The sequence below is a fragment of the Erythrobacter sp. W36 genome (assembly GCF_057364935.1).
Window position 1 is genome coordinate 606713 of record NZ_CP200281.1, and the last position, 14920, is coordinate 621632.

At 58.6% G+C, this 14920-nt stretch carries 14 protein-coding genes, 3 tRNA genes and 1 pseudogene; 4 read left to right on the forward strand and 14 right to left on the reverse strand.

The genetic code is table 11. The features are described 5' to 3' along the window. Positions 1-64 precede the first annotated feature (64 nt). The 5 genes from AC0V6U_RS02985 to AC0V6U_RS03005 form a co-directional block, all read right to left on the reverse strand. A tRNA-Pro gene (locus AC0V6U_RS02985) sits at positions 65-141 on the reverse strand. Positions 142-196: 55 nt separating this feature from the next. Further along, positions 197-273 (reverse strand) — tRNA-Ile (locus AC0V6U_RS02990). 87 nt (positions 274-360) lie between these two features. Then, on the reverse strand, positions 361-1392 hold the full coding sequence (locus AC0V6U_RS02995; protein ID WP_472644746.1) for a polysaccharide deacetylase family protein: 1032 nt from the start codon (positions 1390-1392) through the stop codon (positions 361-363). A 44-nt stretch (positions 1393-1436) separates the two neighbouring features. Continuing rightward, positions 1437-3200, reverse strand: coding sequence for a histidine kinase dimerization/phospho-acceptor domain-containing protein (locus AC0V6U_RS03000; RefSeq protein ID WP_486169365.1), 1764 nt, complete (start codon positions 3198-3200; stop codon positions 1437-1439). A gap of 97 nt (positions 3201-3297) precedes the next feature. Beyond that, the gene (locus tag AC0V6U_RS03005) at positions 3298-3570 is read right to left on the reverse strand and encodes a hypothetical protein (RefSeq protein WP_472644748.1); all 273 of its coding nucleotides are present in this window, start codon (positions 3568-3570) and stop codon (positions 3298-3300) included. A 233-nt stretch (positions 3571-3803) separates the two neighbouring features. Between AC0V6U_RS03005 and AC0V6U_RS03010 the strand changes: the two genes are divergently transcribed. Both AC0V6U_RS03010 and AC0V6U_RS03015 read left to right on the forward strand, forming a co-directional pair. After that, positions 3804-4265 carry an Lrp/AsnC family transcriptional regulator gene (locus AC0V6U_RS03010; protein ID WP_472644749.1) on the forward strand — a complete coding sequence of 154 codons (462 nt, stop codon included), beginning with the start codon at positions 3804-3806 and terminating at the stop codon, positions 4263-4265. A 144-nt stretch (positions 4266-4409) separates the two neighbouring features. Beyond that, positions 4410-4767: pseudogene (locus AC0V6U_RS03015) on the forward strand (GFA family protein); the annotation flags it as partial. A 19-nt stretch (positions 4768-4786) separates the two neighbouring features. On the opposite strand, the gene AC0V6U_RS03020 reads toward AC0V6U_RS03015, so the two are convergent. From AC0V6U_RS03020 to AC0V6U_RS03060, 9 genes are all read right to left on the reverse strand, one after another. Further along, on the reverse strand, positions 4787-5971 hold the full coding sequence (locus AC0V6U_RS03020; RefSeq protein WP_472644750.1) for a hypothetical protein: 1185 nt from the start codon (positions 5969-5971) through the stop codon (positions 4787-4789). Between the two features lie 136 nt (positions 5972-6107). Then, positions 6108-6308, reverse strand: coding sequence for a hypothetical protein (locus AC0V6U_RS03025; protein ID WP_472644751.1), 201 nt, complete (start codon positions 6306-6308; stop codon positions 6108-6110). Positions 6309-6340: 32 nt separating this feature from the next. Continuing rightward, positions 6341-7690, reverse strand: coding sequence for an acetyl-CoA carboxylase biotin carboxylase subunit (gene accC, locus AC0V6U_RS03030; protein ID WP_472644752.1), 1350 nt, complete (start codon positions 7688-7690; stop codon positions 6341-6343). Positions 7691-7711: 21 nt separating this feature from the next. Beyond that, on the reverse strand, positions 7712-8209 hold the full coding sequence (accB, locus tag AC0V6U_RS03035; RefSeq protein WP_472644753.1) for an acetyl-CoA carboxylase biotin carboxyl carrier protein: 498 nt from the start codon (positions 8207-8209) through the stop codon (positions 7712-7714). Between the two features lie 220 nt (positions 8210-8429). Then, on the reverse strand, positions 8430-8891 hold the full coding sequence (locus AC0V6U_RS03040; RefSeq protein ID WP_472644754.1) for a type II 3-dehydroquinate dehydratase: 462 nt from the start codon (positions 8889-8891) through the stop codon (positions 8430-8432). A 64-nt stretch (positions 8892-8955) separates the two neighbouring features. Further along, positions 8956-9369 carry a holin family protein gene (locus AC0V6U_RS03045; protein ID WP_472644755.1) on the reverse strand — a complete coding sequence of 138 codons (414 nt, stop codon included), beginning with the start codon at positions 9367-9369 and terminating at the stop codon, positions 8956-8958. Between the two features lie 77 nt (positions 9370-9446). Further along, positions 9447-10316 carry an HpcH/HpaI aldolase/citrate lyase family protein gene (locus AC0V6U_RS03050; protein WP_472644756.1) on the reverse strand — a complete coding sequence of 290 codons (870 nt, stop codon included), beginning with the start codon at positions 10314-10316 and terminating at the stop codon, positions 9447-9449. An 80-nt stretch (positions 10317-10396) separates the two neighbouring features. Next, positions 10397-12475 (reverse strand): TonB-dependent receptor plug domain-containing protein, encoded by a 2079-nt coding sequence (locus AC0V6U_RS03055; RefSeq protein WP_486169366.1) that lies wholly within the window; start codon positions 12473-12475, stop codon positions 10397-10399. A 143-nt stretch (positions 12476-12618) separates the two neighbouring features. After that, a tRNA-Pro gene (locus AC0V6U_RS03060) sits at positions 12619-12695 on the reverse strand. A gap of 235 nt (positions 12696-12930) precedes the next feature. Here AC0V6U_RS03060 and yajC point away from each other — a divergent pair. Both yajC and secD read left to right on the forward strand, forming a co-directional pair. Then, positions 12931-13251 carry a preprotein translocase subunit YajC gene (gene yajC / locus AC0V6U_RS03065; protein WP_472639201.1) on the forward strand — a complete coding sequence of 107 codons (321 nt, stop codon included), beginning with the start codon at positions 12931-12933 and terminating at the stop codon, positions 13249-13251. Between the two features lie 66 nt (positions 13252-13317). Beyond that, positions 13318-14916: a protein translocase subunit SecD gene (gene secD / locus AC0V6U_RS03070; protein ID WP_472644758.1), complete on the forward strand. Its 1599-nt coding sequence runs from the start codon at positions 13318-13320 to the stop codon at positions 14914-14916. The last annotated feature ends 4 nt before the right edge of the window (positions 14917-14920 follow it).

Sequence of the window (14920 nt, forward strand, 5' to 3'; positions counted from 1 at the left end):
CTCAGCGCTTGGCAAGCGCTTACGGCTTGTTACTGCGAGCAGAAATTTCGGAAGTTTGAAAATCTGGTCGGGGAGAGAGGATTCGAACCTCCGACCCCCTGTACCCAAAACAGGTGCGCTACCTGGCTGCGCCACTCCCCGACCGATTTTCACCTGTCTTGCGTGCAGCACGACAGGGTGGAAGCATCATCGCTAGTGGTGGGCCCGGCAGGACTCGAACCCGCGACCTAGCCGTTATGAGCGGCCAGCTCTAACCAACTGAGCTACAGGCCCCTCTGGTCTAGCCAAGATGCAGGCCGAGCCTCTACATCGCGCTTGCGAATGAAACAAGCACCCGTTTCGTCTATTTTTGAATTGAGCCTATCGAATCACGTTTTGCATGATCTCGGCCACGCTGGTGCTGCGAATGTTTCGGTGGTCGAGATAGGCGTAAACCCTTTCAAACCAATCATAAATGCCCTCAACTTCCGCCGCTGTCTCGACATAGGGGGTGTGCCCTGGTGCCAATGAGGGGCTGTGAAACGACAGCGTTAATACGGGCACGCCGTCGTCCAGAACCATATCAATTCCGCGAATGGCCTCCTCCACGCTCACGCCTTCCGGCGTCAGGGCAATCCGCTCCATCATGCCCAGCCGCGATAGGATTCGGCCCAGCGAGGGGAAGCGCTCTTGCAGGCGGCGCACCATGCCGCCTTGCCGCCTCAACATTCCCCAATAGGCGCTGGTCACGGGCAGCTCGAGCAATTGCCGCTCTGCGTCGGTCCAATAGGGCCACAGCGGATGGGCGGAGTAATCGGGGCCGTGCTGACCGGAATAATCGAACAGAGACCTCACCGAAGTGTCGACCGCAATGCCAGCTGACTTGAGCAAGTCCGGCGTTTGCGGACCCAATCCATATCGGCCAGCGCGGTAGATCAGTGGAGGCGCGCCAAACACCTCCTCAATCCGGTCCCGTAGCTGGTTGAACTTGGCCGCTTCCAATTCCGGCGGCAGGTTCCCGGCATAGGAATTGTGCGCGCTAACCTCTTCATCGAAGGGCGGGTTGACCCAAGCGTGCAGCTGAACGCCAACCTCTGCCGCCCCCCGCTGGACCGCATCACCGATAATCTCAGCGGCGACCGGCGAGTTTACGATTGGCCAATCGACGAGATAGAGCGGGATGACGCCCAGCCGCTCGCAAAACTGCTGAAACCGCCGCAATTCAGGGACATGCTCTAGGCCAAAGCCGTCTCTGCGGAACGGAGCATCCCAATCGAATTCTTCCTCGGTGTCGATTGTTAGCAGCACACGCTGACCAAAGCCGGTCGCAAAGCTCGCCCGGGCGCTTCGTGCAGGCGGACTGAGGATGGATTGTGATTGGCCTGTGTTGGCCGATTCAGAAAGGGGCTGCATGTCGGCTCCCTCCCTGATTGCCAATTCAGCGGGATCGCTGGAGCTTATGCTTTCCCGCCGCCACGTTCGCCGCTGATCGAAGCGGCGCTTTCATGTTCGGAATTAGCGGGCACGTCTTGAGGATTGCTTACCTGCACGCCTGCGCCAGCGTCCGATCCGTCTTGGCTAGGCAGGCCCTGCTGAGCGGTCAAGAGTGGGAGCATCAATGCCAAATGCTCGCCTTCGTGAGACAGCCCGCCTTTGGCGGCGCGCGCCTCTGCCCGGGCCAGACGGAAGGTGAAGCCGGCGCCAAACAGGCCAGCGTTGAGCACCGTGTTGGCGGGCTTAATTTGAGCTGCGAACAAATCGTCTTCGGAAATCAGCTGAGCTGGCAATTCGCAAATCAGACGGACCAGGCGATCATCGCGGCGCAATTGGCAGGTGATCATCTCGCCAGAGGCGCATGCTCCGCCCAGCGTCGCCAGGACGCGCCAAATGAGCGCTTCGGTTTCGCCGGTGTCCATGGCGACCATGATCGGCGGACCTTCGGGTTGGACAAACTCAATGCCTGCCATTCGAGGTCCGAGCACCTGCGCCAATTGCTGAGCAGTCTTGGCGATCACCGCGCCTAGATCGGTCTCACCCGGGATCATTTCAGCCGCGCCAGTTTCCAGCTTGGCCAGCCGGTCGAGCTCTTCAAATCCGGCGAGTATACGCGCGGCATCGGCAGCGACTGCTGCAGCCAAGGCGCGATATTCATGCGGCGCAGGGCCGAACAATTGCTGTTGGATGACTTCGGCGTAGCCCTGGACGGCGGTGACCGGTGTGCGCAGCTCGTGGAGCAATTGGCGGATGCGGTCGCCTTCGCTGCCGCCCTGGCCGGGTAAGCTGGCGGCTTTAGCCGGGCGGCGGCACCGGCCAACATAGCCTGTAAAATTGCCTTCATCGGCAAAGTTTGGCTGCGCATCGACGATCCAGTCGCCCGCGACCGCTTCTGCACCCGCCATGGTCAAGGGCGCGTGGGCGATCGGCTGTCTGCGATCAAAGGCGCGTTCGATCAGTGTTTGCGCCGCGGGATTGGTAAAGGCCTGCGCGGGAACCAGGCGCTTGCCAATAACCATTGGCGCGGCCTCTGGTTCGGCCCATTCGATCCGGCCATTCGCATCTGTCGCAAAGCCGAACCCACGCACTTCGCGCTCAGCCTGACGCGGATGCTCTTCCAGCGGCAGACGCGGGGCGCTGTCGATGGCTTGCGCGCCGCTTTCCCGGTCGCGTTTGAACTGCGCAATCCGCTCCACCAAAGCGGAAATTTCGCTGCGATTGGGATCGATCTCTGGCCCGCCCATCGGGTTCGCTGCCATGCCCGCCGGGTCCGTCAGTCCGAACGGATCATAGGACGCTCTGTCAGTTTGAGACCTTTGAATGTCTTGAGCGGCACGCTGTCCAGACTCCTGTTGTGGCTCAGGCGCTTGTGCTTCCTGAACCTCAGCTTCGGACGTCTGCTCCTCGGTGGGGCTTTCTTCCGCTTCCTCATCCGCTGGCACTTCTTCGCTCAGCTCAAAAGGCTCATTGGCTGGCGAAAGAGGATAATCGGCTGGCTTGTTGCGCAGCGGCATGATCGTCGCCGGAGTGCTCGACCCCATCAGCGATGCATAGGGCACGTCTGCGGGTGTTTCGTTTGGCTCTGCAACGGTTTCAACGGGCGCTGGCGGCGTCTCCGACCCTTGCGCTTCGTCATAGCCGTTCGGATGAGGCAGTCCGCGGTCATGCACGCCCAGTTGATCAAGCAAGCGCTCCGCATCGACCGGCAGATCATCTCTGCGCCGCAAAAAGCCGCGCGCTCTTACCGGAAGCCTTGGGATCAGCGCAGTCCAATCCTCATCACTCAATTCTGCGCGGTGCAGAGCAGCTGCCGCTACCTCAGGCTCAAAGTCCGCCAGATGAGCCGCGAGGTCCGCGCTGCGAAACCGCCAGCCGCGTTCGCGAGATCGCCACTGCTCGCTCGCGCGCCGGGATTTTCTCAGCCAGCGCATCCATGCGCAGCCAAGAGGCCGCAACCAGGCTCTGCCGGCGGCCATCAAGGATGCCAAACTTGCGATTGCCAAGGATGTCGAGCAGCTGGCGAAATTGCGTGCGAGCGCCCACGTCGGTGTCTGCGCGTTGGCGCAGCACAGTCGCAAGGCGGTCGTCAAAAAACATATCTGCTCCGATACACACACACGGCCATTAGGCGCTAGTGGGGCCGAAAGTTTCATACCAAGCCTTTCTAACATTCACACATGGCTTTCAGACGCGTTGCAAAGCGGGACAATTGCTGGCAAACATAATAATATTAGTTTTGCACCTCGGTCTGAGGGCAAATACTTGCTAGCTCTTGTTCTCCTAGGAACATTGCTAGTCATAAATGAAGGCCAAATGGGAGCGTACGCCGCATGGCGAATTTGGATGAAATCGATAAACGCCTGCTTTCTGAATTGCAGGCGGAAGGGCGCGTAACCAATGTAGAGCTCGCACAGCGCGTGGGATTAACCGCGCCGCCGTGCCTGCGCCGAGTGCGCGGCCTGGAGGAAGACGGCGTTATTCGCGGCTATCACGCGGATCTTGACCCATCGAAACTGGGCTTTGCGATCACCGTCTTCGCGATGGTCAGTTTGAAGAGTCAGGCCGAATCGAGCCTGCGCGAATTTGAAGACGCCATGCGCGATCTGCCAGAAGTGCGCGAGGTGCATATGCTAAACGGTGAGATCGATTTTATTCTTAAGATTGTCAGCAATGACCTGCAGAGCTTTCAGGAGTTTCTGACCAGCAAGCTGACACCGGCCCCCAATGTCGACAGCGTCAAAACCTCGCTGACGATCCGCACCGCGAAATACGCACCGGGAGTGCCGCTCTAACAAGACAAAGCCGGAGATTAGCCCATGAGCGAAATGTTCGAAGACAGCCCAAGCGGCGACGAGGTCGCCAGCCTCGACAGTCCGCTCACCGGGAAATGCTTGTGCGGCGCAGTGTCGATCACTTTGAACGCCATGCGGCGCGAAGTGGATGTGTGTCACTGCGACATGTGCCGAGCGGACTTACGGCAGCTTTGGCTCTATGGTCGCGGGAGCTGACTTCACGATCTCAGGTGAAAGCAGCGTGGGTACCTACAAATCAAGCGATTGGGCAGAGCGGAGCTTTTGCAGCAAATGCGGCAGCGCGCTCTGGTATCGGTTTTTGCCGACCAATTTCTACAGCTTCGCCGCTGGTCATTTTGATCTGCCAGATGGGCTGCCGATCAAGCAACAAATCTTTGTCGATGAGAAGCCGGATTGGTATGATCTGGCGCAAGACAGCCCGATGAAAACGGGCGCAGAAATCATTGCTGAAGCAGAGGCGGCGGGCATTACGTTCGATTAGGACGAGGTTTTAGAGGGCCCTACTTTTTGCGGTCCCAATAATGCTCGCCATTGATAAAGACATTGTCATAGCCGCGCCCGCCTTTGTTTGAGCTGGCAGCGATAAATCCATGATAGACCCGTCCATCATCGCCCTTAATCGTGATGGTGTGACCGTCGAGGTAATAGCGCCCAGAAACGGCGATTTTGCGGTTTCCTCCGCCCGCGTTGGCGCCGCTCGCGCGGGCAGAGAAGGCGTTGAACTTGCCAATCTCGATCCGCCCATCTTTGGTCATGCGCAAAGTGCCGCCCGAAATTGTCGAGGTCGATCCGCCGAGATTACTGGATGAAGCGGAGATTCGGCCAAATGAGACGGAAATGGTTTCGCCTGGGCTAAATTTACGCGCAAGCTTGCCTTTGCTGGCGCCGCGTTTCACTTCGCAGCGCTTCATGCGGCCAGCAGAAGACGGGGTTGGCGATTGGGTCAGCGGGTTCCATTTGGCGCAGCTCGTCGAATAGCCATTGCTAAAGGACATTTCCGGCGTCGCTTCGTTGATCATAACAGCGGGAAAGCCGACCCATTTTTGCTTCAGGATGATGCGAGCGGACGAAGGCCTGCTTTGCGCGGGGATCTTCGCATTTTCAGCGGCCAAGGATTGGCTGGTTCCGGAGGCGGACGGTCCGCTTCCTTGATCGCGCGCTAAGTTTGTTGACGCAGTTCTCGTCGAGGCCGCGCGATACGAGGCCATCTTTGGATCGGCGCGGCAGACGTCTTCGCCAAATTTGGCGGCGCGCTGGATAGCAGATGCGGTCTTGCGTGATAGGATAGCGCGCAGCTCCATCAACCGCACGGTTCCGCCTTTTCCTGGACAGGCATAGAGCACTGAAAGCTCGTCTCGGCCGTCCACTTTGACCGAACGGGCGAGGGCATGACTGTCTGCGATGGCACGTTCTGCTTGCAGGCTCTGCGTGGCGACATAGGTGACACCGCGCGGGGTGATGCGTTCTTGCGATTTTAGCCAGTCGCGCGTGCTTTTGCCGTTGGTGCTTTGCCAAGGTCCGACCTCAACAATCACACCATCATGGCTGAGAATGCGTGTTTCACCCTGCTGAGTGTCAGACCAGCCTGGCGGGGCAGCGACGTCTTGCGCATCAGCGGTGGTGATGGGCAGCGCAGCGAAAGCTACACTCAATATCGGCAGAAGCGGCAGCGCAGTTTTTCGCATTCTATGCTCTCCCGGTCGGAGATGCAGCACGCACCCTAACACGACCCTGTGACTCGGCTAAGTCAGTGAGAATGAACGATAGATGAGTTGCGACGCCGGACCAAATGCGCGCCAAGTCGAGGGCGCTACCGCCTGCTCAACCTCTCTTGCGGCCAGCGATAAGAGCAGCGATGATCAGAGCGACGCCGACGCCGATCACTCCGCCGCCGACTTGACCTGAGCGCTTGAACGCCTCTGGCTCAACCCGCACATCGGAGACGAGCGGCGCCCAATAGGGCAGCGAGAACACGGCCAAACCAGTGATCAGAAGCAGCATTCCCGGCAAAAAACGTATCATGCCTTCTCACCAATCTGAAATTGCCTGCGGACTTAGCTCTCGCGTTCTTCTAGCCAGTTTTCGAGCCATTTGATCGAATAATCGCCGGACAGCACATCGTTTTGCTTAAGCAATTCCTGATGCAGTGGAATGTTGGTCTTCGGACCCTCAACCACCATTTCCTCAAGCGCGCGGCGCAGGCGCATGATGCAGCCTTCGCGGTTGCGACCATACACGATCAGCTTGGCGATCATGCTGTCGTAATAGGGCGGAATTTTATAGCCCGCGTAAAGCCCGCTATCGACCCGTACATGCATACCGCCAGCTGGGTGATAATAGGTCACCTGACCGGGCGATGGCGCGAAGGTGAAGGGATCCTCTGCATTGATCCGGCACTCAATCGCGTGGCCGTTAAATTCAAGCTCTTCCTGTTTCACAGACAATGGCTTACCAGCCGCGATGCGGATTTGCTCACGCACCAGATCAACACCGGTGATGGCTTCCGTAACGGGATGCTCCACCTGAAGCCGGGTGTTCATTTCAATGAAGTAGAACTCGCCGTCTTCCCACAGAAATTCGATAGTGCCCGCACCGCGATAGCTCATGTCGCGCATCGCCTTTGAGCAAACCTCGCCCATGTGCATACGCTCTTCGTGACTGATCACGGGGGAGGGGGCCTCCTCCAGCACCTTTTGGTGGCGGCGTTGAAGCGAGCAATCGCGCTCTCCCAAATGGATCGCATTGCCATTGCCGTCGCCGAACACCTGAAATTCGATGTGGCGCGGATTGCCAAGGTATTTTTCGATATAGACCGTGGCATCGCCAAACGCGGCCTTCGCCTCGCTGCCGGCCTGCTGCATCAGAGTTTCGAGTTGGTCTTCACTCTCGCAGACTTTCATGCCCCGGCCGCCGCCGCCCGATGCGGCTTTGATGATCACCGGATAGCCGATTTCTGCGGCGATTTTCTTGCCTTCTTCCGGATCAGACACAGCCCCATCAGAGCCGGGAACCAGCGGCAAGCCTAGCTCACCAGCGGTCTTCTTCGCCTGCACCTTATCGCCCATGGTGACAATGTGCTCAGGCTTAGGCCCGATCCATTTGATGTCATGCGCTTCGACGATCTCAGCGAATTTGGCGTTCTCTGACAGAAAGCCATAGCCCGGGTGTATCGCATCGCATTGCGCCACTTCAGCGGCGGAGATGATCGCTGCGACATTGAGATAGCTGTCGGTTGCAGATGGTGGGCCGATGCAGACTGCATGGTCGGCAAGGCGCACATGCATTGCATCAGCGTCCGCAGTGGAGTGCACCGCGACTGTTTCGATGCCCATTTCGTGGGCTGCGCGGTGGATGCGCAGAGCGATTTCGCCGCGATTGGCGATCAGGATGCGGGTAATGGCCATAGCCTGTTGTCCTCGCGCGCTTTACGCTATCACGACCAGCGGCTGGTCAAATTCGACCGGCTGCGCGTTTTCGACCAAGATAGCTTTGATCGTGCCTGACTTATCGGCAGGGATCGGGTTCATCACCTTCATCGCCTCAATAATCAGCAAGGTGTCGCCTTCTTTAACGGAGGCGCCGACTTTGATGAAGTCGTCTGCGCCGGGTTCCGGAGCGAGATAGGCAGTGCCCACCATTGGCGAGAGCATCGCGCCATCGCTCGCGTCGGCGGGAGCCTCCGCGGCAGTTGGAGCTGCCGCTGGTGCAGCGGCCGCAGGGGCCGGGGCTGGAGCAGCCGCAACAGGCGCATTGATCGCAGCAGGCGCGAAGCCACCGCGCGCAACGCGGATTTTGCGGTCATCTTCTTCGACTTCGATTTCGGTTAAGCCGGTTTCGTTCAGCAGTTCTGCGAGTTCGCGAACGAGTTTGGTGTCAACATCCATGCCGGATTTGCGTCCGCCATTTGTTTTGCTGGTCGCCATGGGGGCCCCTTATTGTGTCTGCTGCGGTCGTTTGCGGGATCGCAAACTGGGGTGCAGCGTGATTGTGAGAGTGATTATTCCCGCAAATTGCGGCTGGCAAGTGGCACGAACAGGTTTTGCCGCCCCTGTGGGCTGAGCGTGGCTGGCATTGTGGGTGGATTAAGGGTGCCGGCATCGGGTTAGGCCTGGCAAACAGCAGGTCGGCTCGTTTGCGTGCTGCTCAAACCTCGCCGTTGATCACTGCATCGAGCGCAATGGTGTAGCTGGCCGCACCATGCCCCTCGATCGTTTTTGCTGCCGCCATCCCGACATAGGAGAGGTGGCGAAAGTCCTCTCGCGTTTTTGGATCAGAGAGGTGCACCTCAATAACCGGAATGGTTATCGCGCGAATGGCATCGAGTAAAGCGATGGAAGTATGGGTGTAAGCCGCCGCGTTGAGCAAAACAGCTCGCGCGCCCTCCGCTTGCGCTTCGTGCAGCCAATCGACCAGCATTCCTTCGTAATTGGTTTGGCGCATCTCAATAGTGAGGCCGTGCTCGCGCGCCTTGTCCTCAAGCATGCCCGCAATATCGTCGAGCGTGTCGGAGCCATAAATCTCTGGCTCGCGCAGGCCGAGTAGATTGAGATTGGGTCCGTTGAGAACGTAGACGGTGCCGGATTGCGCTGCAGGAGTGTCTGTCATGCGGCCCGCTTAGCGCGGGGCCATCGGCAAGCTCAAGTCCGCATCACTGGTGGAGCAAGGAAAACTACTGGTCCACGCCCTTCACCTTGCCCCATTGGCGGGCGGCGGTGTAGCCGAGGTAGCCGGTGCCAAACAGCGCGTAGAGAGGCTCAGGCAGGCCATTGAGATAGGCGTTCATGCCGGCCGCGATGTTTGTGGCCGCACTTGGATTGAAGGCGGCGAGTACGCCCATCGGCAGGGCCCACAATATCATCGCGTACATAACATAAAGAAAGCTGGGGCGTGCCCTGCTGGTCCAGGGATCGGCTGATTTTGCCTCGGCGATAATGGCGGAGATTTGCGTCTCGATCAGCCGCATCTCTTGCGAGCCCTCAAGCTTTAGAAGCTCAAGTTTGGCCTTGGCGCGAGCTTCCTTGTCAGGGATGATCTTGTCGATGATTGATGTGATCGGACCGATCAGCGTTTCCAAAATGGCCATTAATGCAGCTCCTTGTCATGAGTCGCACCCCAAATAGCCAAATAGGTTCAAGTAGGAAAAATATATTTCCTAATCAGCTATTCGCCAGCTTCTGCCAATATCCGCTGAGCAAGGGCCAAATGCGGCCGGTCAAGCATATTGCCATCAAGGGCGAGCGTGCCTGCGCCAGGATTATCGGCGAACAATTGCACCACCGCGCGGGCATGGGCGAGCTCGTCTTCGCTTGGCGTGAAGGCGCTGTTGATCGGCTCGATCTGAGCGGGATGGATCGCGAGCATTCCTCGAAAGCCTTGGCGCCTGACCCTCAAAGCCCGCGCCCGCAATGCATCAAGATCGCGGAATTCCGGCTGAACGGTTTCAATCGGCGCGACCTGCGCCTTTACCGCTCCTAGCAAGCACAGGCTGCGTGCCATTTCATAGACGTGGGAATATTCGCCGTCCGCCCCGCGCTGTTCTTGCGCGCCGAGCTCTGAGGAAAGGTCTTCCGCGCCCCAACTCATTGCGGCCAGCCGCGGCGCTCCGTCATAGGTGCCAGTGGTGAACATGGCGGCAGCCGTTTCGGTAACGAGAGCAGCGACACGAGTTGAGCCAGGCTCTAGCCCTGCCTTTTCCTCGCGCTCGCTCAGCATTGCGTCCAGGGTTGCGACGTCGTGTCCGCCCTCGGCCTTGGGCAGGAAGATGCCGCCCGGCCCGGATGGCACAATGGCGTCAAGATCGCGCTCGGTTTCGCCGCCCGAGAGCGGATTTACGCGAACCCAAATGCGCGCCTTGTCCTCGCGGCTCGCGATCATATCGCGCACGAGCTCCCGCGCAGTAGGCTTGTTTTCCGGGGCAACAGAATCTTCCAGATCAAGCAAAGCGATGTCAGCCGCGCTGTCGGCGGCCTTGGTCATCTTTTTCTCGCTGTCGCCCGGAGCAAACAGCCAAGAACGCATTCGCAATGTCATCGATCTATCCCCTTTGCGCCAGCGTGGTTAGGCCGAGGCGGGATGCGGCGCAAGCATGGGCGCTTGGGCGGACGCTAACGTTAGAATGAGCCCTCGATATCGACCGAGAAGATCGTTCCAAAGCCGCGGCGGCGCTCTTCGCGGAATTCCACGATGCCAGCCGCACGGTCGGTAAAGATCGTGCGGTCCAAATTGTTGCGCCGGTCGAGCAAATTGGCAATTCGCCCTCGCAGGGTCAGCCCAAAGACGTCTTTGTTCTCGATGAATACCCGGAGAAACCCTGGGCTTTCAGTGCGATCTGCGATTTCGTCGAGCCGCACATTCGCTCTGTTGTCGTCAGCGAAGAATGCAGCGCCGATTGCCCAAGGAGACCCGGTGAAGTCCTGGCGCAGCTCAGCCTCGAACTCGAGGTAGCGTTGATTGGAAATCTCTCGCGGCGTGCCGAGTAGAGGGTCAAGCACTTCGCTCTCGGAATACTCGATTTCGGTATCAAGCCTGAGGCCTTTGATACCGATTGGATCGAACAACAATGTGAGCTCTCCGGATAGGCCATAGATCAAGGCACTATCGATATTGCCCGGAGCCTGTCCGCCGCCTTCAATCGGGATGAGGTCAACGATATCGCTGATGTCTTCATAAAACCCGCGCAGATTGAGCGAGCCCAAATCGCCAAAGCTCTGGCTGGCCTCGACCTCGAACAACCAGCTTTGCGGCGGGACCAAATTGGAATTGGTCACATTTGTGCGGTCTTGATCGAGATTGGTCGTTGCGATGAAGTCAAAGAAGCTCAGCTGGCCGACCTGACGTTCAATCCGGCCTGAGAGATCGAGACTGGAATTGGCATTCCAATCAAGCGCGATGAACCCTTTCGGGCGCTGAAAGCTGCGCGTTTGACCAAGCGCGCCAGACTGGCTGATCTTGGAATATTCACCACCGACGGAGACCTGCAATTGCACTTTCGGGGAAAGCGCGCGGCTGTAGGTCAGGCTGGTTTCGGCCCGGTCTTCTTCGACCCGGGCTGTTGCGCCTTCGAAATCCACCGGTTGGAGGGTGCCACTGTCATCGCGTTCTTCAAACGCGGAATTGATGTCCAGAAAGTTGCGCACGCCCTCCAGCGCAAACTGGAAATCGCCGCCCAGACCCGCAAAACTGTATTCAGAGCGTAGGATGGTCTCGCCTTCGTCCGCATCGCGTATGAAAACAGAGCCGTCAGGCGCAGCGCCATCGGCAAAAGTGGTCAGCACCTCAGAGCGGGTGGGGCTGTCTTCATAACGGGTAAAGCCAATCAATTTGAGCTGTCCGCCGCCAAGCGCGAAGCTGTAATCCGCACTCAGCTCATAATTGAACTCATCCTCGCTGGACGTGAATTCGCGCAGCCGGTCGCTGGCAGAGATCGTGCCTGTGCGCTCAGAAACCTCGCGCTGGTCAAACAGATTGCCGCCGACTTGCCCGGTGAGATTGAGGACATTGCCATTGCTTGCGGTGCGTGCAAACGAGCCCGACAGGGTCATCCGGTCACCATTGAAATTCGATTGTTCTTGGCGTGTGTCGATCAAATTGCCCGCGCCATCGAACACGCGCTCAATCCCGGCATCGCCGCGCCGCCCCGCATCATTTTCTAGGGCTAGGGTCCATTCTGTTTTCTCGCCGCCGCCGGCCAGCGAGACCTGGCCATCGCCCCAGCGAAATGGGACGCCGGATGAGCGCCATTCGGCTGAATAACGGAACTGTCCCGTGATGCGGCCAGTGCTTTGCGTGACGACGTTTAGGACCTGGCCCGACAAGCCGCCGATATCGAGGCTCGCGCCATCCACTAACTCCAGCCGTACAACGTCTTCGACCGGGATGCGCTGGAGCGCATCGACCGGGCCGTTGGATTTGCCAGAGATGCGGCGTCCATTGATAAGAACATTGGTGTCGGCCTGGCCCAGCCCGCGATCATTGCCGCCTTCGCGGATGGTGAAGCCGGGAACTTGCTGCGCCATGTCGAGCGCATTGCGCGGCGCGAAACGTTCAAAATCTGCCGATGTGAAGGTGGCCCTAGCGTTTGGATCGGCCGCAGAATCGACAGTGCCTGCAAGGGGGGAAGACGGCGACGGGTCGGGCGCTGCGACTGGCTCAGCCGCACTTTGCGCAGCAGCTGGTGCAGCGCAAATCACGCTCGCGGCGCTGCACAAAAGAAGAAATCTAGAGCCCATAGGGTGCATCAAACGCGCCTTTCCAACGCAAGTTCCGAAAAGGCCCATGAATGGAAATTTCAGATTGGAAAGCGGAATCGTCAAAAAATCGACGAACGTTCCACTGGTCGGGACGACTGGATTCGAACCAGCGACCCCCACACCCCCAGTGTGATGCGCTACCAGACTGCGCTACGTCCCGGAACCAGTGGAAGGCGGCGCTATAGGGCGAGGCCATGGGCCATGCAAGCGCGCATATTGGGCGGTTAAAGTTGTGCGCACATTGCGCAGATTAAATGGCCTTCGATTGCGAGGCCCTTGCATTGCTGCTAGGCGCGCCCACTTGACCCATGAGGGAGGGGAGAATGCGGAGCAATAGCGCTGCGAATTTCCACCTTCATGATTGCGATTTTGTATTTTTGACGGGCTAATTCGACATGCTTGATATTCTTGCTGCTGCTGGCGCTGGGGATGCGCCTCCGGGATGGCTGCAATGGCTGCCAATCCTTGGCATGATCCTGATCTTCTGGTTCCTGATTATCCGCCCGCAAATGAAGCGGCAAAAAGAGCATCAGCAAAAGGTCGAAGGCCTAAAAAAGGGCGATCAAGTGGTCACCGCAGGCGGCCTTATCGGCAAGGTTCTCAAAGTGAACGACGACAATGTCGAGCTCGAGCTGGCCAAGGATGTCCGCGTGAAAGCTGTGAAGCACACCATCGGTGATGTGCTCCAGCCAGGCGGAAAGCCAGCCAACGATTGATCTTTGGCCGCTGAGCCAACCCCTCGCATTACCATTCATTGTCACGCGGATTAGAACGAAACCAAAATGCTCGATTTTCCGACATGGAAGAAGTTCTGGCTCTGGGGCCTGACGCTCGTCGCAGTGCTGGCGGCCATGCCGTCGCTGTTTGCCGCCGCGAATGTGGAATGGCCGGAGGCGCTGCCAAACCCCCAGGTCAATCTCGGTTTGGATTTGGCCGGTGGTAGCCACATTCTGCTAGAGGCAGACCCCGCCGAGGTCGCGGCGCAGCGGCTCGAGAATATGGAAGAGACGGTTCGCGGCGAAATGCGCCGGGCCGAACCGCGCATCCGGATCGGGGACATTTCCACTTCGGGCGGTGCATTGTCTTTCATGCTCGACACGCCAGCCGATATCGACCGTGCGCGAGGCCTGCTAGAGCCGGTGATGATGGGCACCAATCTGGTGCGCGAGTGGGATCTGACTGTTGTCGATGGACAGCGTATGGTGCTGACCCCAACCGACGATGGCGTCGATCAAGCTGTGACCGATGCGATGGATAGCGCGACTGAGGTGGTCCGTAAGCGTATCGACGGATTGGGCACACGCGAGCCAACGATTATTCGCCAAGGCGACACACGCATCGTTGTTCAAGTGCCTGGTCTTCAAGATCCCGACCAATTGAAAGAGCTGCTGGGTAAGACCGCTAAGCTCGAGTTCAAACTGGTGGATCTCAACGCTTTACCAACAGACGTTCAGGCGGGGATTGTCCCTCCGGGTACTCAGGCATTTCCTTACTCAGATGAGACACCGCAGGCAGGCCAGATGGTTGCCGTGCGGCGACTGGGGGGTATCCGCGGAGATAGTCTGACGAATGCGCAGGCTGGCGTGAATCCTCAGAACAATGAGAACGTCGTCAACATTCAGTTTGACCAGCAAGGCGCATCGAAGTTCTGTACTTTGAGCACCGAGAATGTGGACCGCCCATTCGCGATCATTCTCGATGAGAAAGTCATCTCGGCGCCGAATTTCAACGAGCCGATCTGTGGCGGTTCAGCTCAGATTTCTGGCACATTCACCGCTCAAAGCGCGGCTGACTTGGCGATTGCGCTGAATTCTGGCGCGCTGCCGGTTGAGCTTGCAGTGATCGAAGAACGCACCGTTGGCCCAGACCTTGGCGCGGACTCAATCCGCAAGGGCCTGCTCGCCATGATGATCGGTTCGGTTGCTGTGATCGCTTTGATGGTCGCGACCTATGGCCGCTTCGGCATTTATGCGACCATCGCTCTGGTGTTCAACGTGCTGATCATTCTCGGCTTGATGGCCGGGCTCAATACCACGTTGACCCTGCCGGGTATCGCCGGTTTCGTGATAACAATCGGCGCGGCGGTGGACGCCAACGTTCTGATTAACGAGCGAATACGCGAGGAGCGAAAGCGCGGTAGGCGCGTCGTCGCGGCGGTGGAGAATGGCTATAAAGAGGCCAGCCGCGCGATTTACGATGCGAACATCACCAACTTCATTGCCGGTGTTTTGCTGTTCCTGTTCGGCTCTGGTCCGGTGCGCGGCTTTGCCGTCGTCCTCGTGATCGGCCTGTTCACCAGCGTCTTCACCGCGCTTGTCCTAACCCGCATGTGGGTCGCCGGATGGCTGCGTAAAACGCGCCCCAGCGACATCAGCATTTAAAGGG

Excerpts from the sequence above, each read along its gene's own strand:
- AC0V6U_RS02995 (WP_472644746.1), bottom strand. The coding sequence starts at position 1,392 with ATGCAGCCCCTTTCTGAATCGGCCAACACAGGCCAATCACAATCCATC.
- AC0V6U_RS03005 (WP_472644748.1), bottom strand. The coding sequence starts at position 3,570 with ATGTTTTTTGACGACCGCCTTGCGACTGTGCTGCGCCAACGCGCAGAC.
- AC0V6U_RS03010 (WP_472644749.1), top strand. The coding sequence starts at position 3,804 with ATGGCGAATTTGGATGAAATCGATAAACGCCTGCTTTCTGAATTGCAG.
- AC0V6U_RS03020 (WP_472644750.1), bottom strand. The coding sequence starts at position 5,971 with ATGCGAAAAACTGCGCTGCCGCTTCTGCCGATATTGAGTGTAGCTTTC.
- AC0V6U_RS03025 (WP_472644751.1), bottom strand. The coding sequence starts at position 6,308 with ATGATACGTTTTTTGCCGGGAATGCTGCTTCTGATCACTGGTTTGGCC.
- accC (WP_472644752.1), bottom strand. The coding sequence starts at position 7,690 with ATGGCCATTACCCGCATCCTGATCGCCAATCGCGGCGAAATCGCTCTG.
- accB (WP_472644753.1), bottom strand. The coding sequence starts at position 8,209 with ATGGCGACCAGCAAAACAAATGGCGGACGCAAATCCGGCATGGATGTT.
- AC0V6U_RS03040 (WP_472644754.1), bottom strand. The coding sequence starts at position 8,891 with ATGACAGACACTCCTGCAGCGCAATCCGGCACCGTCTACGTTCTCAAC.
- AC0V6U_RS03045 (WP_472644755.1), bottom strand. The coding sequence starts at position 9,369 with ATGGCCATTTTGGAAACGCTGATCGGTCCGATCACATCAATCATCGAC.
- AC0V6U_RS03050 (WP_472644756.1), bottom strand. The coding sequence starts at position 10,316 with ATGACATTGCGAATGCGTTCTTGGCTGTTTGCTCCGGGCGACAGCGAG.
- yajC (WP_472639201.1), top strand. The coding sequence starts at position 12,931 with ATGCTTGATATTCTTGCTGCTGCTGGCGCTGGGGATGCGCCTCCGGGA.
- secD (WP_472644758.1), top strand. The coding sequence starts at position 13,318 with ATGCTCGATTTTCCGACATGGAAGAAGTTCTGGCTCTGGGGCCTGACG.